Below are 19,744 nucleotides of genomic sequence, written 5' to 3' on the forward strand. Positions count from 1 at the left end.
GCCCTGGCCGAGCGCCAGCGCGAGGCGTACGCGGACTCGCTGCCCAAGGGCCGGGCCAAGCAGTTCAAGGAAATCAAGATCGAGGCCGGGCGCCGTAGCGGCGGGCGGCCAGCCCGGCGAGCAGCCCGGCGAGGCCGGCGGCCAGCAGGATCAGGACCACCTCGACGCCGATCGGCGCGGCGTCCTGCCAGCGGGCGCGGTCCAGGTTGGCGTGCACGATGGAGGTCTGCGCCCCCGTCAGCAGCACCCCGCCGGTCGCCAGCGTGACCGCCGCGGCCCCGGGCGTCCGGCCGGCCCAGTAGCGCTTCAGGACCGCCGAGGTCAGCACCAGGACCGCCCAGAACACCGCCGGGACGAGCGTGGCCGCCGTCAGCGACATCGAGTCGTTCGGCTCCGACCCGTTCCAGTGGGTGGCCAACGGGTCCGGCAGCCGGTGGCGGGCCACCAGCGGCAGGGCGATGAGCAGCGCCAGCACGCCGACCGACCAGGCCGCCGCGGCCCAGACGGCACTGCGGGGCGCCGGCCGCTCCGCCGCCGTCGGCTCCGGTGTCCCCTCCGCCGTCCCCCCGGTCCTCCCGGTCGTCCCCTCGTCCGTCACGGCATCCCCCTGATCAGGTCCACGAGATCGTTCCTGCTGTAGCCGGCCCGGGCCGCGTCCTCGACCAACTGCCGGATCCGTTCCATCAGTTCGGAGTGGGTGTCGGCGCCGGTCGCGATCGTGATGCCGCGCCCCCGGCGGAACTCCAGCACCCCCTCGTCGCGCAGCGTGCGCAGCCCGCGCAGGACGGTGTTGGTGTTCACGCCCAGCGCCCGGGAGAGCTCCCGGGCCGGGGGCAGCTTGTCCCCGGGGGCGCACTCGCCCTCGGCGACGGCCCGTCTGATCGCGCCGGCGACCTGTTCGTGCAGCGGTCGGGTGTCCCCGATGTCCAGCTTCAGCAACATGGTGCTACTGACGATAGCACCATTCATCCCTGTGTCGATGGGCACGCGCGACGGAACGGACGGGCCCCGGACGGCGGGCCGGCCCACCCGCTCGACCTCTCGCCCACCCGGGGCCCACCCGCCGGCGCGTTCCGCGCGCCGCGGCCGTCATAAAAAATGACATAACGACATAGACCCTTACGCTGCACCACCTCTCCCTACTCTGCGTGACCACGGGCCCCACCCACCCCCGCCCGCGCCCCCTGGATACCCGGAGGCGGCACCGCCCTGGAGTGGGGCCTGCGCGACACCTGCCCCGTCGGCGTCGGCCCCGGCGGCCACCGGGGCGAAGGCGGGAAGGTGTGGTGCCTGTCCTGCGGCGACCGCTACACCGGCCGCCCCGCCCAGATCGGCGACGACCACCTTCACCGCGACGACGCCCACCACGCCGCCCGCCTCCACACCGACGACCACGAAGCCGACGTCCGCCGGTACGTCACCGCCGAACGCACCCGGGAAGTCCGCCAGCACTCCGGGTGGACCACCCGCGTCTACGGCCTCGTCGCGGCGGCCTGCGGGGAGGACTACAGCGGGGTCTGGTGGGACGGCACCGGCTACCGGCTCGTTCCCGCCGGGGCCCGCCTCGGGGCCAAGGGCCGCCGAGTGCACCGCCGCGTGGTCGAACTGGCCCTCGCGGTCGGGTTCCTCCGCCAGGACGAGCACGGTGACGTCCTGGCCACCCCCGACGGCCGCGCCATGCTCCGAATCTGGCAGCACCACCGCGCCGACCTCGCCGAGCCCTGGCCCGCCCGTGCGGAACCCCGGGCCCTGCCCCCGCTCCCCGGCGGCCACGAAGCCGCACGACGCCGGGAGATCGCCCGCCAGCGCCGCGCGGAGCTGGAGCGCCAGGCCGCCGAGATCCGGGTCTCGTTCCTGCGCCTGCGCGAGCAGGCCGAGCAGCACCACCAGGCCGAGCTGGAGGCCGAGCGCCAGCGCCGCAAGGACGAGCGGGCCGAGCGCGAGCGCGCTGAGCGGGTCCGCACCGGGGCGGACATCGAGCTGACGTGGTCCGCGGCGGGTGCCAGCCGCTGGACGGTGAAGGGGTCCGGCCACGACCGCCGCCTCGACGTCACCCTCAACACCACCGACTTCGCCCACGACTCGTACGAGATCCGGGAGAACGGCCACTTCCACTCCCGCCATCGCTACCGCCACCAGGTCGACGCCGCCGTGCAGCAGCTCCTCGCCGACGGCGTCGAGATCGGCGAGCGGGCACCAGGCCCCATCCCCGCGGCCTCGACCCACCGCTGCTCCACCAGCCGTTGGTACCAGGCCCCACCCCTCGTCATCACTGGACATCCCTCCGGCTCAAACCTGGCGGTTCGTCAGAAATGGAAAGTCCTGACAGGGGAGCCTTCAGGGCGGAGTATGAGGAACAGCTCAGGTTTGCAACTGAGCGCAACCGGGTCGACACGGGAGGATCAGATGGCACTACGGTTCGTTGCGAAGGACGAGAAGTCGGGCGATCACGGCTCTCCCACTGTGTGGGTAGACCCAGAGACCAGGGACTTCGTCATCCAGGGTTGGAAGATCGACGAGGCCACGACGGCGGACTGCTTGGCTGATGGCCCGATCCCGGATCATGAGACCGTGGTCCGTATCCCTGCCCGCATGGCCAAGGCGCTCAAGGAGGCGTTGGATGTCGCAGAGCTTGAATAGCTTCGCTGACCTTTTGAGGTCTGCGCGGGAGTCGGCGGTCCACCTGGAACTGCGCGATGTCTACGCGGTCGACAACGAGGACGAAGGCTTCCGCGCATGGAAGTCCGGTCACCGCCTCGACCCTGCTGACCGCGCGTCGTGGTGGAGGCCGTGGCTGGACCTCGTCCAGGAGGTAACCGCCAACGGTGTCTCCCTGCGACGAGCCAGGGTCATTTCGGAACCCGCCAGCGAGTACATCCGGTATGAGCACTCGTTCACGTTCACCAATGTGGCCGGCGGCGAGCAGGTGCGCTGGCTCCCTCGTCGGGTTGCCTCTGATCTTCTGCTGCCCGGAAACGACTTCTGGCTGTTCGACGGCAAGATCGTCCAGTTCAACATCTTTGACGGCGACGGCCGATGGGTGCACACCGATCAGAGTGACGATCCCGCTGTTGCACGCAACTGCGCGGCGGCTTTCGACGCCGTGTGGGAGCGTGCTGTCCCTCACGAGGCATTCAGCGTCGCCGAGTAGTCACCGCAGCCGGCCAGTCCATGTCCTCTTCTCCTCTCTCCAGTGCCCAGGCCGCACGGAAGGCGCTCGCCGATCAGCTCGACCAGATCCGGCGGGACGCCGGACTTTCAGGGCTTGAACTGGCCGCGCGGTGCGGGTGGCACAAGTCCAAGTCATCCCGCATCGCCCGCGGATTGACAGTTCCCTCCGACAGCGACATCCGTGCTTGGTGCACGGCGTGTGGGTCTGCGGAGAAGGCAGCGGATTTGATCGCAGCATCGCGGACCGCTGAGTCGATGTACACGCAGTGGCGAGACCTCCACCGCGACGGCATGAGGCGGGTGCATCAAAAGACCCTGCCGCTCTACCAGCGGACACGAAAGTTCAAGGTGTACGCCTCCAACGTCATGCCGGGGATGACGCAGACGGCCCCGTACGCGACCGGGCTTCTCCGTTCAATTACGACCTTTCAGGGCACTCCGGACGATGTGGAGGACGCGGTCCAGGCCCGGCTGAAGCGATCCCGTGTCCTGCACGATGCCGGCCATCAGTTCGCCCTGATCCTAGAAGAGGCCGTTCTCTACTACGGCGTCTGCGATGACGAAGCACTCGCTGGTCAACTTGACCACTTGCTCGGGGTCTCTTCCCTCCCGAACGTCTCGGTCGGCGTCATCCCGTTTCGGGCTCGCCGGACCGTCTGGCCCCTCGAAGCGTTCTACGCATTTGACGAGAGCCTCGTGGCAGTCGAGACGCTTACGGCGGAGGTCAACGTCACAGCTCCTGGTGAGATCCGCACCTACCTTCGCGCCTTCGCCGAACTGGCCAAGATTGCAGTTCACGGAGCCGAAGCACGAAGCCGAATCGCCAAGGCCCGCAGCGCTCTCGGGTGAACCTGTGCAACCGCGTGCAACTTCGTGGCACCGTCTGTAGCTGACTCCCTACGGTCTATCACGCACCCCCACCGCCACGGCGAAGGAGGACAGACCGATGGCGAGCCGCAACCCCCCACGTCAGTACCGCGAGGTCGTGACCGGCCCGAGCAAGAGTGAGTCGAACCGGCCGCCCGCCGGCTGGAACCCGCTGGACGACTACCGAGCGGCCAACGCGGCCGGTCAGGCCCCGTCCGCCGGAACGCTGCTCCAGATCGCGGCCGTGCGCTCCACCTGCACCTGCCCCGCCTGCACGGCCCGCCGCACGGGCCCGTCGGCCTTGTCGGTCTGAGGGCGACCAGCCCAATGCCCCCGCACCCAACGACTCGATGGAGGGACGCAACTGTGAACAGTGTGATCCGGGGCGACCCGGTCCGGCACCGCACGAGCGGCTGGACGGGCACCGTCGCGGAGACCCCGAGCAGGCTGGCCAACCACGCCTGGGTGAACCGGGACAGCTCCGCCGACCCGTACCCGGAGTTCGTTCTGCTGAGCGAGTTGGAGCTCGCGGATTGAGTACCCCGCCGACTCTCCGGGTCGCCGAGGAGGGGACGGTCGCGGACCGGCCGGACGGCTACCGTGAGGGGACCGGCTGGGCCTGCCGGCGGGAGACCCTGGTCTGCGCCGGCGCTCTGCTCCAGGCCCCCGGTGACACCCGGAGCACCTGCCATCTGATCTGCGACGACTGCATCGCCCGAGCCCGGACGCCCCACCGCCGGGCTGCCCTGCGGGCCGCGCTCGCCAAGCGGCCGGCGTAGGCCCGTGTGGACGGAGGCCAGGACGACTGCCGGGAGACGGTCGAGCGGGTGGCCCGCGCGACCCGGCTCCTGCGCCGGTCACCGCCTTCGGCCGCTTCCCGTGGGCACCCGCGCCTTCGGGTGCCCCACAAGCCCCCGGCCCGTTGGAAGAGCCTTCCGCGGGACCGGGCCGCACCACCCTGCACCGCTGCTCGCCCGAACCCCGGGGGAGTAAGGCCAACCCGATGGGAGAGGCACATGAGCACCACCACCGTCCAGCCCGGTGACCCGGAGGTCGCCGGCCTGACCCGCCGCCTGGACCACTCCGTCCCCGACGGCGCCTTCCCCCCGGTGGGCACCGAGGTCTGACCCGTCGCCCACAACTGATGCCGGTCACTTGACGGCATGAGCGGGTCGGCTCGGGTGACCATCCGAGCCGGCCCGCCACTCGGCGTCGCACACACCCATCAAGGAGACTCCGCTTTGAAGACCGCCATCGCCGCCCGCGTCCCCGTCGGCTCCTTCTTCGACCTCGACCGGAAGGACCCGGACCTGACCCGACTGCGCGAGCAGGGGGCCGAGTCGGCTCTCCCCTTCGCCCTGATGGAGCGTCTGCTGAAGTCGGGCACCCCCTACGCCGAGCGCGCCCGCACGCTGCGCAGCGAACCGGTGACCGTGGCCGGGGCCACCTTCGACTGGTTCGACGCGGAGCTTCCCGGCGAGATCGCCGACGAGATCAACCTGACGGACTACGAGATCGTCCAGCACACCGCCGAGCGCCGCGCGATGCTGACCCAGGCCCTGGACCACCTGTCGCTGGTCCACCCCGACGGGTTCGCCCGCGTGCGCGAATTCGTCCGGGGACTGCTCTGGGTGGGCCTCAAGCCCGGCAACCGCGCCTCGTCGCTGACCAGCTCCAGCGATCCGGCGCTCCCGTACGTCATCACCTTCTCCGACAAGGCGTCCCGCCACATCCCCCCGAACACCGTCAGCGAACACCCCTCCCACCGCTACCTGGCGGAGAACATCATCCACGAGGGCACCCACCAGTCGATCAGCTTCCACCTCCTCCAGCACCAGGTCTTCGCCGACGACTACTCCTCCCAGACCTCCCCCAGGATCGAGATCAGGTGGCGCGCCGGACAGGGCGAAGACCGCAACCAGCACTGGGAGATCGACCGCGCCTTCCACGCCACCTGCGTCTACAACCAGCTGCTCCGTTTCCGCCGGACCGAACTGCGCCGCGACGACCTCACCCCCGACGAGCGCGCCGACTTCCAGAGCGCCTACGACGAGGGACGGCCGGCCGTCCGCTACCTCATGCGCGAACTCGAACTCCTGCGACACCACTTCACCCCCCACGGCGTGGAACTGCTGGCCGACCTGCGCCACCAGACCGACCAGCTGTAGTGCCCCACCCTGAGCACAACCGAACGACGGAGGGCCACGTGCTGGACCACCTCATCACCCACGACGACAAGCTGCGGATGGTCCCCACCGACCGCGACGAGCTGACCTCCGCGGTCGACCGACTCCACGAGGAACTGCGGGCCCTGCCCGAGGAACACGACCCCGCGCGTACCCGGGTCCTGACCAGGTGGATCGGCATCGGCCGGATGTGCCTGGGCCACCACGAGGAGGCCCGTACGTTTCTGCGCCGGTCGCTCGACCTCGCCGCCCGACTCGGCAACACCCGCGCCGTCATCGCCACCGGACTCAACCTCGCCGACGCACACCGCTACTCCGGCGACGTGCAGACCGCGGACGCGCTCTACCGCAGCGCCCTGACCAACGCCCGAAGCACGCACCCGGAACTCCTGGACTTCGCGCTCCAGCACACCGGCAAGCACCTGATGGAACGCGGCGACCTCGCGGATGCCCGGACCCATCTCCAGGAAGCCCTGCGGCTGCGGCTCGCCAAGGGGGACGCCGAGCTCATCGAATCGACGCAGGTCGCACTCAACCGGGTCGAACAGCTCCTCGGCGAGACCGACGCAATGGTCGCCGACGTCACGGCACCGAGCCGGTGGAGCGGGCGGTGGACCGCCTGGCTCCAGTCCCGCACCTCGATCCGGACGCCGTCCCGGTGGGCGGAGGACTTCCCCGCGCTGCGGGACTCCGTGCGCGGGCTCACCGTCCACCAACGCGTGCGCCCGCGCCACCTGCGCGACCAGCAGTTCCCCACCGACCTGATCACCGCCATGGCGCAGGAGGCCGAGAAAGCCGTCGCCGCCGACGGATACCTCCACAACGGCAAGTGGAACGCGCCCGTGGGCGACGCCGCGAACCGGTTCGCCGACCGCACCGACCTCGCCGCCGTCGTCGCGCGCTCCACCGGCCTGGACGTCGAGCAGCCGCACACCGCCGTCTACATCGCATACCTGGAGCAAGGGCAGTTCCTCGACTTCCACCTGGACGAGATCGGCTTCGGCGAGGCCAACCTGATCCTCTGCCTCACGCACGAACGCCCAACCGGCGCGACCAGCCCGAGCACCACCGTCTTCATCACCGCCGACGGCTACCTCGCCTGCGAACTCGCCACGGGCGACTGCATCGTCTTCGACGGCACGTTCACCCCGCACGGCCGCACGCCCCTCACCGCCGGAGAGAGCGTCACCCTCGTCAGCTTCGGCTTCCGCGCGCGTGACCAGGGGTCGCGCACGATCACGCACCTCCCGCCGGCTCCGCTCCACGGCCCGCAGTAGTCACGAACTCCCGCCAGCAGCATCGGAGTTCGTCTCCGACCGCAGGCGGGTCACCGGCCGCCCTGGTCCCTGATCTGTCGGGGATCGGACCGGGGCGGCCTCACAGGCCCCCGCCCCGGCCACCCTGGGGAAAGGACCGGCCGGGACGGGCCCGCAGGACGTACGACGGGCCGGGAGGGAAATCCCGGACCGACCGATCAAGGAGGGAACGGCATGCACAGCTTCGACGACGGCGGCAAGCACGGCGGGGGCACCGGCCCCGGCACCGGTGGCGGCCAGCAGGACGACAGCAGCAGCGGCAACAAGCACGGTGGCGGCGGCTCGGACGAGGGCGGCAACAGCTCGGACGGTCAGGGCCCGGCGGACGGAAAGTAGGCAGTGAGCGCCAAGCACGAAGCGGAGGCCGGTCGGACCCGGCTGGCCTCCGCGCTCATCGACAACGGATCCCTCACCTCCGACTGGCTGGGGCCGTACCACGCCGTCCCCCGCCACCGGTTCGTCCCGGACACCGTCTGGCCGGGCCGGGCCGACGGCGTCCGCCAGGGCCGCGCCGTCCACCGCTACACCGACCCGGCGCAGTGGTGGAACGCCGTCTACTCGGACATCCCGCTCACCACCCAGTGGGACGACGGCGGCCACACGGGCGACGAGCGGGGCACCATGCCCACGTCGTCCAACTCGATGCCGACGATGGTGTTCTCCATGCTCGCCGCCCTGGACGTCGAGGACGGCAACCGGGTGCTGGAGATCGGCACCGGCACCGGGTGGAACGCCGCCCTGCTGTCCCACCGCCTCGGGTCGGGCAACGTCGTCACGGTCGAGGTGGACGAGGAGAACGCCGCCGACGCCCAACGACGCCTCGCACGAGCCGGATACTTCCCCACACCCGTGGTGGGCGACGGCGCGAAGGGCCACCCGGACGGGCTGCCGTTCGACCGGGTGATCGCCACCTGCTCGGTCGGCCGGATCCCGCACGCCTGGATCTCCCAGACCCGACCGGGAGGCGTGATCGTCGCACCGTGGGGCCCGCAGTACGGCGGGGAAGCCGTGGTGCGCCTGACCGTGAACGACGACGGGACGGCCGGCGGCCGCTTCATCAGGTCCTCGGCGTTCATGCGGCTGCGCCAGCAGCGCGCCCCCCGCGCGAGCAGCCGCGACTACCTGTCCGGCCCCTGGCCGGCCGACGGGGCGAAGTCGCAGACGGCCCTGTCCCCGGAGGAGGTCGGCGGCTGGTCGGCCATGTTCGCCGTCGGTGTGCAGATGCCCGAGGCCTTCCCGCTCACCGAGCGGTACGACGACGGCACGTACACGCTGTGGCTGCACGACACCGCCGTCACCTCGTGGGCCACCGCCGACTGGGAACCCGATCGCACCGCGTACGAGGTGGTCCAGTCCGGCCCCCGCGCCCTGTGGGACGAGGTGGAGGCCGCCTGGAGCTGGTGGGACGCCCGGGGCCGTCCCGGCTTCGACCGCTTCGGCCTCACCGTCACCCCCGACAGCCACACGGTCTGGCTGGACAGCCCGGACCACCCCGTCCCGATCCGGGGCTGACACCGCACACTCCCGCCGCTCCCAGCACCTCAGACGCCTGCGAGCGGCGGGCGCCACGCCCGGCCACGCGGTTCGAGGGCGCCGCACCGCGCCGGGGCGCGCTCCGCGGCTGCTGCTGCCCGCGACGCGCGCGCCGGTCCTCCCGATGTTCTGACAAACGCGGGGAGGACCGGCCCCAAAACTCCCGCCGCCTCCAACCCCCGGCGGCGGGCCCGCCCCCGTTCCGTGACGGCCCCCGCCGTCACGGAACGGGGGCCTTCTCGACACCGCCAGGAGTAGCTATGTGGGCCACAACCGAAAAAGATTTCCAGGCCATGCTTAGGGCGCTTGTCATCGCCGCGCTGCCGGCCATCGCACAGCGGTATGAATCCGGCGTTGGCACGAGGACGATCGGGACGATGTACGGGTGCGATCCCAGGTGGCTCCGAGCCCAGCTGATCAAGGCCGGGCACCGCGTCCGACCGCTCGAAGAGGCGGCCGGGATGCGCCCCTCCGCTCCCTTGGTCCTCCAGTTCGCGGCCGCCGCGGACCACGAAGCCCTTCTCGGGCACCTCGATCCCGTCCAGCGCGCCGCCGGCCAGCCTCAGCCGCTCCAGGACCGTGATCCGCTCGCCGGGTACCTGTCCGTCCCGGACCAGGAAGGCGGCGCCGGCCAGCGCGGGTATGCGGCGGGGCGCGTATGGAGAGCGTTGGGAACACCGTCCGGGGCGTCAGGGAGCCGTCAAGGAGCGCAGGTCAGGCCCGTTGCGGCGGTTGGGTGGGGAGTGACGGAGAACCCCCACCACACGAGGACGGATCATGCACGGCGACGGGCGGCACGGAGACGGCACGGCATCCCGGGTGGTGGTCGGGGTCAGCGGGTCGCTGGGGAGTCTGGCGGCGTTGCACCGCGGCCTCGCCGAGGCCCGCGACCGCGGCGCCGAGCTGGTGCCGGTGCTCGCCTGGGAGCCGCCCGGCGGCGAACTCGGCTACCGGCGCTCGCCCTGCCCGCCGCTGCTCGCCGCCGTCCGGGAGGCCGCCGAACAGCGCCTGCGGGACGCCCTCGACGCGGCCTTCGGCGGCGCCGACCCCGGTGTGCCGCTGCACCCGGTGGTCGTCCGCGGCGAGACCGGCCCGGCCCTGCTGCACATCGCCGACCGGCCGGGCGACCTGCTGGTCCTCGGCCGCAGCGGCGGCCCGCTGCGCCGCCGGCTGCGGCGCGCGGTGCCCGACTACTGCGCCCGGCGGGCGGGGTGCGCGGTGCTGACCGTCCCGGCGCCCGAGCTGCTGCACGAGCTGCACCGGCTGGAGTCGGCCCAGCGGCGTGCCCGCTGGCACCTGCCGGCCGGCGCGGTGCCCGAACTCCTCGCGGCGAAGCGGTAGTCCGCGGTGCGGATGTACACGGCCCGCCCCGGCGGCAGCCGCTACCGCCGCGCGGGGCAGCGGCTGCCGGCCGCCGCCGCGGGCACGGTGGCGCTGCTCGCCGGCGGCGTGCTGGCGCTCGCCCTCGGGGCCGTGGGCGAACTGCACGCGGGGCCGCTGCCGTACGTCGGCTACCTGGTGCTGTGCGCACTGGTCGGGCGCCGCTCCGGGCCGGGGGCCGCGCCGCTGACCGGGCTGGCCGCCTGGCTCTGCTGCAACGCCTTCGCCGAGCACCGCCACGGCGAACTCGGCTGGGCGGGCCCGTGGCCGGAGACCGGGCACTACGCGATGTTCACCGTGACCGCCCTGCTGGCCGCGCTGCCCGCCGCCCTGCCGCGCCGGTCGGTGCGGGTGGCGCTGCTGCGCCCGGACCGTCCGGTCTGAGGCGCTCCCGGGAACGGTCCGCCCGTACGGACGGACCCTCGCCGAGGAGTCGGGGCTCCGGCCGGTACCGGAGCCTCCGGCGAACCGGTGGAGACAGGTGGCCGGGCGCGTGGGGTGGTCGCCGGTTCGGACACGCGGGCCCGCCCGTCCGGACGGGCCCGCAGCGACCACCCCGCGTGCCCCGGTCGGGGCACGCGGGTCGGGCGGTTACAGCGTGAGCAGGGTGCGGTGGGCCAGGGTGGTGTCCCGCAGCGGCTTGAGGGCGAGGCGGACCAGGGCCAGGGCGTTGTCGTCCCCGGCGATCCGGTTGGCGCTCAACTCGCCGCAGGACAGGCACTGGTGGATGATCATCCACTCGCCGTCGGCGCGGACCGACAGGCTCAGCACCGCCATCCGCCCGCCGCAGCCGGCCGCTCGGTCACCCGGTATCCGGCCGTCGACGTGACGGCTGGCCAGGCAGTTCGGGCAGTGGTTGCGGTGGGCCGTGCCGGGGGCGTCCAGCGGGACGTCCAGTCGGCAGTCCAGGCAGCGGAAGGCGTTCGCCCGGTGGCCGCCCGGCCCGTGCAGGACGTCCTTGTACCGCTGCGGGCGGCGCTCCCGCCGGCCCCGGCCGTCGGTGTTCTTGCGTCGTGGCACGTTCGGTGCTCCCTCCTCTCCGGTGCGCGGCTCAGAGGGTGCCGAACGCTTCGAGCGGGAACGGCGGTTGGGCGAGCGGCCGAACGGCCATCCGCATCAGGATCAGCTGGTTGTCGTCCGTGCAGACCGGAGTCGACGTCAGCTCGTCGCAGCGCACGCACCGGTGGACGACCGTCCAGTCGCCGGTGCGCAGCACGGCGATGGAGATCGGCGACATCCGGCCGTGGCAGTCGCTCGGACCGCCCTCGACGTGGTCGAGGACGTGCCGGGAGTGCAGGCAGGACGGGCAGTGGTTGCGCCGCGTGCCGTCGGCGGCGTAGCTGGAGACGGTCAGACCGCACCAGGCGCAGGCGAAGGTGGAGGTCTTCAGTGTGTGGTTGTGGGGAGTGCTGGAGGTGCTGGACACCCGGGGTGCTCCTTGCTGAGGGGTTTCTGCGATGACAGCAAGAGCAGGCCGAGTGGCCTCGACGGGTTCGTCAGGCGGTGGCCGTCAGGCGGCGTGGCGAGGCGCACTCGGCGCGAGGCGGGACATCAAGACACCCTCTCCGGTCGGGCACGGCGCCCGGGTCGATCGGTACGGAACGGCGTCAGCCTAACCACGCCGATCGGGCGGGTGCCAACGATTTGTTCGGCAGTCGCCGCGTCGGTCAGCGGTTCAGTCGTCGGCGGGCAGTTCGGCCGGGACGGCGAGCACGTCGACCAGGGCCTCGCCGCGCAGCACGGTGAGCGGGAGCGGGAGGCCGATCGCGTCGGCGAGCATCAGGCGCTGGAGGGCCTGGGCGCCGCCGACCGGCTCGCCGGCGGCGGTGAGCAGCAGGTCCCCCTCGTGCAGGCCGGCGCGGTCCGCGGGGGCGCCGGGCACCACCTCGACGATCCGCAGGCCGGTGCGCTGCCCGGTGCGGTGGCGCAGGGCGGGCGGCAGGGGTTCGGGCACTCCGGCGAGGCCGAGGTAGGCGCGGCGGATCCGGCCGTCGGCGAGCAGGGCGGCGACGATCCGGCGGCTGGTGGCGTCGATCGGCACGGCCAGCCCGAGCCCGTTCCCGGCCACCGCCGTGGTGATGCCGACCACCTCGCCGTTCGCGGTGGCCAGCGCGCCACCGGAGTTGCCCGGGTTGAGCGCGGCATCGGTCTGGACCACGTTGTCGATGACCCGCACGGCGCTGCCGGAGCGAGCGGGGATCGAGCGGCCGAGCGCGCTGACCACGCCCGCCGTGACCGTCCCGGCCAACCCCAGCGGGTTGCCGACGGCGACGACCAGTTGGCCCACGCGCAGGCCGGTCGCGTCGCCGAGGGCCACCGGCGTCGGGGTCGGCCCGTCGGCGCGCAGCACGGCGAGGTCGGAGAGCGGATCGGCGCCGATGGTGTGGAAGGGGGAGGTGGTGCCGTCGGCGAAGGCCAGCGTCCCGGCGTCGGCGTGGCCGACCACATGGGCGTTGGTGAGCAGGAAGCCGCCGTCGGTGAAGACCACCGCCGAGCCGAGTGCGGTGCTGAACCAGCCGCCCCGCCCGCGCCGGGGGACTTGGAGCGCCGCGACCCGCGGGGTCAGCGCGGCGGCGACGGAGGTGACGATCCGGGAGTAGGCGTCCAGCGGCGCCTCCGCCTCGGGGACCGGGCCCGGCCCGGGGAGCGTGTCGGCCATGGTGCTCACCCCTCTCGCGGGCGCGGCTCTCACGACGGCACCAGGTGGCAACAACGGTGGGGCGCCCGGTCTTCCGCGCTTCCGGCCCGAGCTGTCCTGACGCGATCTCGGCGTGCGGAAAATTCCCAAGGCGAGGCAAAGCGAGCCTATAGTTCAGGTAAAGCCGCAGTCGTGGGAGGGGCCGATGGAAACGACCATGCTGGAGCCGGACTGGCACGACGACCCGGCGGCCGCGCCGCAGGGCGGCGGACTCGACCCGCTGCTGCTCCCCACCCGGGAGGCGATGCGGGCCCGCCGCGCCCACCCGGCCCCGCGCTGGAAGCGCCTGCTGCGCCCGGGATCGGCCGGCCCGGCGGGCTGGATCCGGCGGGAGGCCGACGCCCAGGCGGAGCGCCTCGGGCGCCGGACGCCCGGCACCGAGCACGTCCTCCTCGCCTTGCTGGCGGTGCGCGAAGTGGCCCGCCACGAGCCGCAGTTGGCGGAGGAGGACGGCGGCGGTGAATCGCTCGCCGGGCTCGGACTCGGGTTCGGCCGGGCGTACGCCGCGCTGGACTCCGGCGAGGTGACGCTGCCCGCCGACCCACGCGCGGTCGAGGTCTACCTGGCCGACGTCGCAGGTCAGGGCACGGACCGGCTGGTCCGGGCGTTGCTGGAGGAGGACACCCGGGCACGGCGCCTGGTCGAGGCCCTGCGTGGCTGAGGCGCCGGGGCCCGAGCCACCGAGAGAAAGGGACACCCGATGCACGTCACCCTCGCCGAGGAGCTGATGCTGCTCTCGCTGGACGACGAGTCCGGCGTGGCGAAGGACGCCACCACCGCGTCCTGGGCCGCCGCGGGCGGCATCCTCGCGGAGCTGGTGCTGGCCGGGCGGGTCGCGATCGACGAGGGCCGGCTCACCGTCACCGACCGCACCCCGACCGGCGAGCCGCTGGTGGACGGCCGGCTGGCCCGGCTCGACGAGTGGGCCGCCGGACGAGGCGCCGGCAAGGCCAAGGCGGCCGACTGGCTGATCAAGGACCGGACGACAGCCGTCGCCGACACCGTCGCCCGGCTGTGCGAGCGCGGCCTGGTCGTCGAGGAGCGGCGCCGCGCGTTCGGCATCTTCCCGGTCCGCCGCTACCCGGAGGCGGACGGCGCCGTGGAGCGGGAGCTGCGTGGGCGGCTGGCCGCGGTGGTGCTGGACGGCGCCGAACCGGACCTGCGCACCGCCGCCCTGGTGGCCCTGCTGCACGGTTCCCGGCTGCACCGGCTGGCCTTCCCCGACCTGCCCCGCAAGGAGGTCGAGCCGCGCTTCGCCGAGATCGCCGACGGCGATGGGGCGGCCGAGTCCGTCCGCGAGGCGATCCGCGCCGTGCAGCTCACCATGGTCGCGGTGACCACCGCGGCCACCGTGGCGGCGACCACGGCGGCCACCGTCTGAGGTAGGTCGTACCGGACGGGCCCGCCCCACCGCACGATGGGACGGGCCCGGTCGCAGTGCGCGGGAAGTCCCCGTCCTTGATCCAACGAGTCGTCCGGGGCCGGCGCATGCGCTCGAAGCCTGTCGTCGTTCGGCGGGAACCTGGCGACCACTTCGCCCGATCGAGGCTCCGGATCGAGCGCGCGGCGTGCCGACGGTTCAGAGCACCGTGGCGCCGAGCGTGATCGCGGCCAGCACCATCAGCAGCCCCAGCGCCGCGAACCCGTACTCCAATCCCGCCCGTTCCCGGCCGTCCACCAGGACCTGCCGGGGGTCCGCCGGGTCGTAATGGACCGGGACGTAGCCGCCGTCGGGCAGGGGGTGCCGGGTGGTGGACGGGACGGGGGAGAAGACCTCGACCACCCGGCCGTCCTCGGTCTCGAACTGGAGCAGCGGGCGCGCCCGGTCCTCCGCCGCCGCGGCGCGCTCGCGCACCAGCGCCCGTACGGGGACACCCACCCGGCGAAGCCGGCGCAGGTCGCGCAGGCCGACCGCTCCGGCGAGGTAGGCGACCACGCCGCCCAGCGCGCCGAACACCACCACCGCGAAACCGGCCGTGCCGCCGCCCATCGCCGCCTCCCTGCCCGCGATCCCCAGGGCTCCAGTATCACGCGGACGGGGCGCTCTTGACGCCCCGGAATGGTCCAGTCCACCCTGGGCGACGGCATGTTCCTGTCACCACCGGCCCGGCGCCGACCACCGCAAGGAGCACCGTCCGTGACCATCCGCCCCGCCGTCCCCGCCCTGCTCGCCGCACTCACCCTCCTCACCCTCGGCGGCGTCCCCGCCCCGGCGACGGCCGCCCCCGCGGCCGTGGTCAAGGTCAGCACCGCCAAGCAGCTGCAGAGCGCGCTCGCCGCCGCCGTGCCCGGCCAGACCATCCAGCTCGCCGACGGCACCTACTCCGGCACCTTCAGGGCCACCACCCCCGGCACCGCCGCCGCCCGGATCACCCTCGCCGGCTCCGCGAAGGCCGTCCTCACCACCCCCACCGGCGGCGGCTACGGCCTCCACCTCGACGGCGCGAGCTACTGGACCGTCCAGGGCCTGACCGTCACCGGCGCCCAGAAGGGCATCATGGCCGACGCCGCGAACCACGTGCTGCTCGACGACGTGACGGTCCACCACACCACCATGGAGGGCGTGCACTTCCGCAACTCCAGCGCGTACGGCACGCTGCGCGACTCGCGCGTCCACGACACCGGCCTCGGCCGGGACGGCATGGGCGAGGGCGTCTACGTCGGCACCGCCAACACCCTCTCCGACCGCAGCGACCACGTGCGGATCACCGGCAACACCTTCGGCCCGAACATCGGCGGCGAGAACGTCGACCTCAAGGAGGGCACCACCGGCGGCCTGGTCTCCGGCAACACCTTCGACGGCGACGGCCTCACCGGGCGCCACTACGACGACTCCTGGGTCGACGTGAAGGGCAACGACTACGTCATCGAGAACAACACCGGCCGGCGCACCACCGACGACGGCTACCAGACCCACGGCGTCCAGCCGGGCTGGGGCTGCGGCACCGTTTTCCGGGGCAACCGCTCCGACCTCACCGGCGCCACCGGCCCGGACCGGTACGCGATCGACGTGACCAACTATGACGCGGCGAAGTGCAGGACCACGATCGGCGCGGGCAACACCGTCACCGGGGGCCGGGGCCTGGTGAACCCCGGCGTCCCGGTGAGCTGAGCGCTACAGGTCCCCGAGCGGCACGGCCGGGTCGGCCAGTGCCTCGGCGTCCACCACCCGCCCCGAGCGCACCAGTTCACGGATCGGGTCGGTGACGTCCCAGACGTTGACGTTCATCCCCGCGAGCACCCGGCCGCCGGACAGCCAGAACGCGATGAACTCGCGGGTGGCCGGGTCACCGCGGAACACCACCCGGTCGTAGCCGTCCGGTTCGACGTAGCCGACGTACTCCGCGCCGAGGTCGTACTGGTCGGTGAAGAAGTACGGGACGCGGTCGTAGACGGCGTCCTGCTGCCCGAGCAGCGCGCGGGCGGCGGTCTGCGGCTGGTTGAGCGCGTTGGCCCAGTGCTCGACCCGCAGGTGCTTGCCGAACAGCGGGTGGTAGGCGTTGGCGACGTCCCCGGCCGCGTAGACGTCCGGGTCCGAGGTGCGCAGGTGCTGGTCGGTCTTGATCCCGTTGTCGACCTCCAGCCCGGCCGCTTCGGCGAGGCCGGTGGCGGGGGCGATGCCGATCCCGACGACCACCGCGTCGGCCGCCACCGCCGTGCCGTCGGCGAGCTTCACGCCGCTCACCGTGCCGCCCTCGCCGGTCAGTTCGGTGACCTTGACGCCGAAGCGCAGGTCCACGCCGTGCTCCCGGTGCAGGTCGGCGAAGACCTGGGCGACCTCCCGGCCGAGCACCCGCAGCAGCGGCAGGTCGAGCGCCTCCAGCACCGTCACCTCGGCGCCCGCCTCCCGGGCCGCGGCCGCCACCTCCAGGCCGATCCAGCCCGCGCCGATCACCGCGATCCGGGCCCCCGGCCGCAGCGCCGCCTTGATCCGGTCGCTGTCGTCGACCCGGCGCAGGTAGAGCACCCCGTCCAGGTCCGCGCCGGGCACCGGCAGCCGGCGCGGCACCGAGCCGGTGGTGAGCAGCAGCTTGGCGTACTCCACCCGGCCGTCGTCGGCGAGCGTCACGGTGTGCCCGGCCGGGTCGATCGCCGACACCGCCGTGCCCAGCCGGAGCGTGACGTCGTGCTCCGCGTACCACTGCGGCGGGTGGACGTAGATCTTCTCCCGGGGCGTCTTGCCCTGGAGGTAGCCCTTGGACAGCGGCGGGCGCTCGTACGGGCGCTCGTGCTCCTCGCCGATCAGGACGATGCCGCCCCGGTACCCGGCCTCGCGCAGCGCCTCGGCCGCCTTCGCGCCGCCCAGGGACGCGCCGACGACGACGATCGGGCGCTCCCGTCCGCCGTCCGCCGAAGTGCTCCCGGTGTCCGTGCCCGCCATGCTCGACTCCTCGCTCCCCGGCTCTCCGGCCGTGCTCGGGGTCAGCCTGCCGCCGTCCGGGTGGTCTGTCGAGACCGCGCCTGGCGCGCCGCGCCGCGCTCGCCCGTACGAGTGAACGCGCCGCCTCGCCGGGGGCTCGTACGGCGTTCCGCGCGCCCCCGAGGAGTGCCTCACGCGGGGCCTCGTGCGGGGCCTCGCGCGGCGCCTCTCGGGCAGGGCCTCGGGCAGGCCCTCAGGCCCTCAGGCCGTCATCGCGTCCCGGACCAGCGCGGTGTCGGTGAACTGCTCGAAGCGCACGATCCGGCCGCCGCGCACGGTGAAGCGGTGGGCGACCCGGACCGCGAGCGGCTTCCCGGTGGCCCGGTGGACGGCCGTGTAGCGGCCCAGCACCACCACGGTCTCGCCGTCCACCACGTAGCTGTCGTCGTGCGCCGTCCAGTTCTCCCACTCGGCGGCCAGCCGCTCCATCACGTTGGCGGTGACGCCCTTCGGGGTGCGGTAGGTGCCGGCCAGCGGGAAGCCGGCCATCTCGGTCCACTCCACGTCCTCGGCCAGGGTGGCGCGCAGCGCGGCCAGGTCGCCCCGGGCGGAGGCCAGGTACTGGCGGCGCACCACGTCGGCGGGGGCGGGCGACTCGGCGAAGGAGGCGACGTCCCGGGGGATCTCGATCATGTCCGCTCACCCCCACGCCATCTCGCCCATGACGACCTTGGTGCCGATGTCCACCGCGATCCGCAGCCCCAGCTTCGGGAAGCGCCGCTCCAGCGCCTCCTTGGCGGCGGCCGCGTCCGGGGCCCGGCCGATCTCGGTCTCGAAGGCGCGCAGGTAGGCGCGGGTGTGGTCGATGGCGGTCTGGTCGGTGGGCGCGCCGGCGATCCGGTGGCCGGCCGCCACCCAGGTCGGGTGGAGCGCCTCGATGCCGTCCAACAGGTCGATCCAGGCGGCCCGTTGGGCGGAGGTGGGGGTGTCGGCGGTCCACACGTGCAGGCCCTCGAAGAGCAGCACCCCGCCCAGCACGGCGCGGTGGTGGTGCTGCCAGAGGTAGTGCCGGTCCGGCAGGTGGAAGTCGGCGCCGCGCAGCTCGAAGCGGTGGCCCTCGAAGACCAGCTCGTCGCCGTGCAGCACCTCGGGCCGCACCAGCCGGGTGGGCAGCTCCGGGCCGAGGTGCGCCCAGGCGCGCAGCTTGCCCTCGTAGGTCTCCTGGATGTGCTCGACGGTCGAGGCGGTGGCCAGGAAACGGGCCTGCGGGAAGGCGTCCTGGACCTCCTGGGCGCCGAAGTAGAAGTCCGGGTCGCCGTGGCTGACGAAGACGGTGGTCAGCCGCTTGCCGCTGGCCCGGACCCGTTCCACCAGGCGGCGCCCGTCGGAGCGGGTGAACCCGGCGTCCACCAGCAGCGCGTCGTGCGGACCGGTGACCAGGACCGAGGTCTTGTTGAGCGAGCTGTCGGGGCTGTCGATGATCTCGAAGTCAAGAGCACTCACGGGTCGGTGTCCTTCCTCCTGCCGGGGCACGCCTCGCCGCCAGCATCACGGCTGGGCGCGTCGCCCGCATCCGGAAGGAGTAGCGGCGGGGGCGGCGAGCGGCTCAGCCGCGGGTCCAGAGCGTGAGGTCGCTGCTGGTGGCCACCGCGAGGGTCCGGCCGGTCGGGGAGAAGCCGGCCGCGCGGAAGGTGGACCAGGAGGAGTCCAGGACCAGCCACCAGCTCTCGCCGTGCTCGCCCTGCCACGGCCCCCGGCCGGTGGCGAGCAGCACCCGGTGGTGCGGCCACTCCGGGGCGACCACCTCGACGTGCCAGCCGCCCTCGGCGGAGGTGTGCAGCCCGCCGCCCCACAGCCCCGCCACCGGGACGCGCACGTCCGCGACCTGGCCGAGGCCGGGGCAGGCGAGGTCCGGGCCGTCCGGGTCCTCGGCGGGCTCGTGGTCGCGGGCCAGCTTGAGGCCGGTCACCGCGTCGAACAGGCCGTGGCCGCTGTGCGAGACGGTCAGCACCACGTCGTGCCCGTTCTCCGGGTGGACGGCGAAGCCGATGCCGAGCAGCCCGCCGACCGCGATCAGCCCCCGGCCGACCGGCCGCCACGGCTCCGGCGGGGCGGTCACCCCGGCGGCCATGATCCGGTCCCGGAGGTGCTGCTGGTGCGGGGTCAGGGCCATGCGGACGATCATCCCTCCGGGGCGCGCCTGCAGGGCCGGGCCGCTCAGCGCGCCGTGCCG

Annotated in this window: 26 protein-coding genes and 1 pseudogene; 16 read left to right on the forward strand and 11 right to left on the reverse strand. The window is 73.2% G+C overall.

What is annotated here, in order from left to right:
• Positions 1–73: 73 nt before the first annotated feature.
• Positions 74–598, reverse strand: a complete 525-nt coding sequence (locus tag ABZW03_RS18345; RefSeq protein ID WP_355258822.1) for a DUF1648 domain-containing protein — start codon at positions 596–598, stop codon at positions 74–76.
• Positions 595–942 carry a GntR family transcriptional regulator gene (locus ABZW03_RS18350; protein ID WP_355258825.1) on the reverse strand — a complete coding sequence of 116 codons (348 nt, stop codon included), beginning with the start codon at positions 940–942 and terminating at the stop codon, positions 595–597. Before ABZW03_RS18350 ends, ABZW03_RS18345 begins: the two co-directional genes overlap by 4 nt.
• Positions 943–1,281: 339 nt before the next feature.
• Here ABZW03_RS18350 and ABZW03_RS18355 point away from each other — a divergent pair, with 339 nt between their 5' ends.
• From ABZW03_RS18355 to ABZW03_RS18405, 11 genes and pseudogenes are all read left to right on the forward strand, one after another.
• Positions 1,282–2,640 carry a hypothetical protein gene (locus ABZW03_RS18355; protein WP_355258828.1) on the forward strand — a complete coding sequence of 453 codons (1,359 nt, stop codon included), beginning with the start codon at positions 1,282–1,284 and terminating at the stop codon, positions 2,638–2,640.
• Complete coding sequence (locus ABZW03_RS18360; RefSeq protein ID WP_355258831.1) at positions 2,621–3,151, forward strand: DUF6879 family protein; 531 nt, start codon at positions 2,621–2,623, stop codon at positions 3,149–3,151. Before ABZW03_RS18355 ends, ABZW03_RS18360 begins: the two co-directional genes overlap by 20 nt.
• A 20-nt stretch (positions 3,152–3,171) precedes the next feature.
• A pseudogene (locus tag ABZW03_RS18365) lies at positions 3,172–3,366 on the forward strand (helix-turn-helix transcriptional regulator); the annotation flags it as partial.
• Between the two features lie 60 nt (positions 3,367–3,426).
• Positions 3,427–4,020, forward strand: coding sequence for a DUF5753 domain-containing protein (locus ABZW03_RS18370; protein ID WP_355258884.1), 594 nt, complete (start codon positions 3,427–3,429; stop codon positions 4,018–4,020).
• Positions 4,021–4,117: 97 nt separating this feature from the next.
• Entirely contained in the window at positions 4,118–4,351 is a 234-nt protein-coding gene (locus ABZW03_RS18375) for a hypothetical protein (RefSeq protein ID WP_355258834.1), read from the forward strand.
• Positions 4,352–4,404: 53 nt separating this feature from the next.
• Entirely contained in the window at positions 4,405–4,575 is a 171-nt protein-coding gene (locus ABZW03_RS18380; protein ID WP_355258837.1) for a hypothetical protein, read from the forward strand.
• Positions 4,572–4,817, forward strand: coding sequence for a hypothetical protein (locus ABZW03_RS18385; RefSeq protein ID WP_355258840.1), 246 nt, complete (start codon positions 4,572–4,574; stop codon positions 4,815–4,817). The genes ABZW03_RS18380 and ABZW03_RS18385 overlap by 4 nt, the downstream gene beginning before the upstream one ends.
• Positions 4,818–5,279: 462 nt before the next feature.
• Complete coding sequence (locus ABZW03_RS18390) at positions 5,280–6,206, forward strand: hypothetical protein (RefSeq protein ID WP_355258843.1); 927 nt, start codon at positions 5,280–5,282, stop codon at positions 6,204–6,206.
• A gap of 38 nt (positions 6,207–6,244) precedes the next feature.
• Positions 6,245–7,501, forward strand: a complete 1,257-nt coding sequence (locus ABZW03_RS18395; protein WP_355258846.1) for a tetratricopeptide repeat protein — start codon at positions 6,245–6,247, stop codon at positions 7,499–7,501.
• 213 nt (positions 7,502–7,714) lie between these two features.
• Entirely contained in the window at positions 7,715–7,876 is a 162-nt protein-coding gene (locus ABZW03_RS18400) for a hypothetical protein (RefSeq protein WP_355258849.1), read from the forward strand.
• Positions 7,877–7,879: 3 nt separating this feature from the next.
• Positions 7,880–9,052 (forward strand): methyltransferase domain-containing protein, encoded by a 1,173-nt coding sequence (locus ABZW03_RS18405; RefSeq protein ID WP_355258852.1) that lies wholly within the window; start codon positions 7,880–7,882, stop codon positions 9,050–9,052.
• Between the two features lie 29 nt (positions 9,053–9,081).
• Here the strand turns inward: ABZW03_RS18405 and ABZW03_RS18410 are convergent, their stop codons facing one another.
• Entirely contained in the window at positions 9,082–9,717 is a 636-nt protein-coding gene (locus ABZW03_RS18410) for an oleate hydratase (RefSeq protein ID WP_355258887.1), read from the reverse strand.
• Between the two features lie 133 nt (positions 9,718–9,850).
• Between ABZW03_RS18410 and ABZW03_RS18415 the strand changes: the two genes are divergently transcribed.
• Together ABZW03_RS18415 and ABZW03_RS18420 are read left to right on the forward strand one after the other, a co-directional pair.
• Positions 9,851–10,414: a universal stress protein gene (locus ABZW03_RS18415; RefSeq protein WP_355258855.1), complete on the forward strand. Its 564-nt coding sequence runs from the start codon at positions 9,851–9,853 to the stop codon at positions 10,412–10,414.
• A 6-nt stretch (positions 10,415–10,420) separates the two neighbouring features.
• On the forward strand, positions 10,421–10,837 hold the full coding sequence (locus ABZW03_RS18420) for a hypothetical protein (RefSeq protein WP_355258858.1): 417 nt from the start codon (positions 10,421–10,423) through the stop codon (positions 10,835–10,837).
• Positions 10,838–11,044: 207 nt separating this feature from the next.
• Here the strand turns inward: ABZW03_RS18420 and ABZW03_RS18425 are convergent, their stop codons facing one another.
• The 3 genes from ABZW03_RS18425 to ABZW03_RS18435 form a co-directional block, all read right to left on the reverse strand.
• Positions 11,045–11,473, reverse strand: a complete 429-nt coding sequence (locus tag ABZW03_RS18425; RefSeq protein WP_355258861.1) for an RNHCP domain-containing protein — start codon at positions 11,471–11,473, stop codon at positions 11,045–11,047.
• Positions 11,474–11,504: 31 nt separating this feature from the next.
• Positions 11,505–11,843: an RNHCP domain-containing protein gene (locus ABZW03_RS18430; protein ID WP_355258890.1), complete on the reverse strand. Its 339-nt coding sequence runs from the start codon at positions 11,841–11,843 to the stop codon at positions 11,505–11,507.
• Positions 11,844–12,128: 285 nt separating this feature from the next.
• The gene (locus ABZW03_RS18435) at positions 12,129–13,112 is read right to left on the reverse strand and encodes a trypsin-like peptidase domain-containing protein (RefSeq protein ID WP_355258864.1); all 984 of its coding nucleotides are present in this window, start codon (positions 13,110–13,112) and stop codon (positions 12,129–12,131) included.
• Between the two features lie 184 nt (positions 13,113–13,296).
• On the opposite strand from ABZW03_RS18435, the gene ABZW03_RS18440 reads away from it, so the two are divergent.
• Entirely contained in the window at positions 13,297–13,812 is a 516-nt protein-coding gene (locus ABZW03_RS18440) for a hypothetical protein (protein ID WP_355258867.1), read from the forward strand.
• Positions 13,813–13,851: 39 nt separating this feature from the next.
• Positions 13,852–14,532, forward strand: coding sequence for a GPP34 family phosphoprotein (locus tag ABZW03_RS18445; protein ID WP_355258870.1), 681 nt, complete (start codon positions 13,852–13,854; stop codon positions 14,530–14,532).
• 198 nt (positions 14,533–14,730) lie between these two features.
• Here ABZW03_RS18445 and ABZW03_RS18450 read toward each other — a convergent pair whose 3' ends face one another.
• Complete coding sequence (locus tag ABZW03_RS18450; RefSeq protein ID WP_355258872.1) at positions 14,731–15,141, reverse strand: DUF3592 domain-containing protein; 411 nt, start codon at positions 15,139–15,141, stop codon at positions 14,731–14,733.
• A 147-nt stretch (positions 15,142–15,288) separates the two neighbouring features.
• On the opposite strand from ABZW03_RS18450, the gene ABZW03_RS18455 reads away from it, so the two are divergent.
• Positions 15,289–16,263 (forward strand): right-handed parallel beta-helix repeat-containing protein, encoded by a 975-nt coding sequence (locus ABZW03_RS18455; RefSeq protein WP_355258875.1) that lies wholly within the window; start codon positions 15,289–15,291, stop codon positions 16,261–16,263.
• Positions 16,264–16,266: 3 nt separating this feature from the next.
• Here ABZW03_RS18455 and ABZW03_RS18460 read toward each other — a convergent pair whose 3' ends face one another.
• From ABZW03_RS18460 to ABZW03_RS18475, 4 genes are all read right to left on the reverse strand, one after another.
• A complete protein-coding gene (locus tag ABZW03_RS18460) occupies positions 16,267–17,532 on the reverse strand; it encodes an FAD-dependent oxidoreductase (protein WP_355258878.1) in 1,266 nt (421 codons plus the stop codon).
• 240 nt (positions 17,533–17,772) lie between these two features.
• Positions 17,773–18,204 carry a nuclear transport factor 2 family protein gene (locus ABZW03_RS18465; protein WP_355258879.1) on the reverse strand — a complete coding sequence of 144 codons (432 nt, stop codon included), beginning with the start codon at positions 18,202–18,204 and terminating at the stop codon, positions 17,773–17,775.
• Between the two features lie 6 nt (positions 18,205–18,210).
• Positions 18,211–19,014, reverse strand: coding sequence for an MBL fold metallo-hydrolase (locus ABZW03_RS18470; protein WP_355258881.1), 804 nt, complete (start codon positions 19,012–19,014; stop codon positions 18,211–18,213).
• Positions 19,015–19,117: 103 nt separating this feature from the next.
• Positions 19,118–19,684, reverse strand: a complete 567-nt coding sequence (locus ABZW03_RS18475; protein WP_355258893.1) for a hypothetical protein — start codon at positions 19,682–19,684, stop codon at positions 19,118–19,120.
• Positions 19,685–19,744: the final 60 nt, after the last annotated feature.

This window comes from Kitasatospora sp. NPDC004799, assembly GCF_040609095.1.
Taxonomy (GTDB): Bacteria; Actinomycetota; Actinomycetes; order Streptomycetales; family Streptomycetaceae; genus Kitasatospora.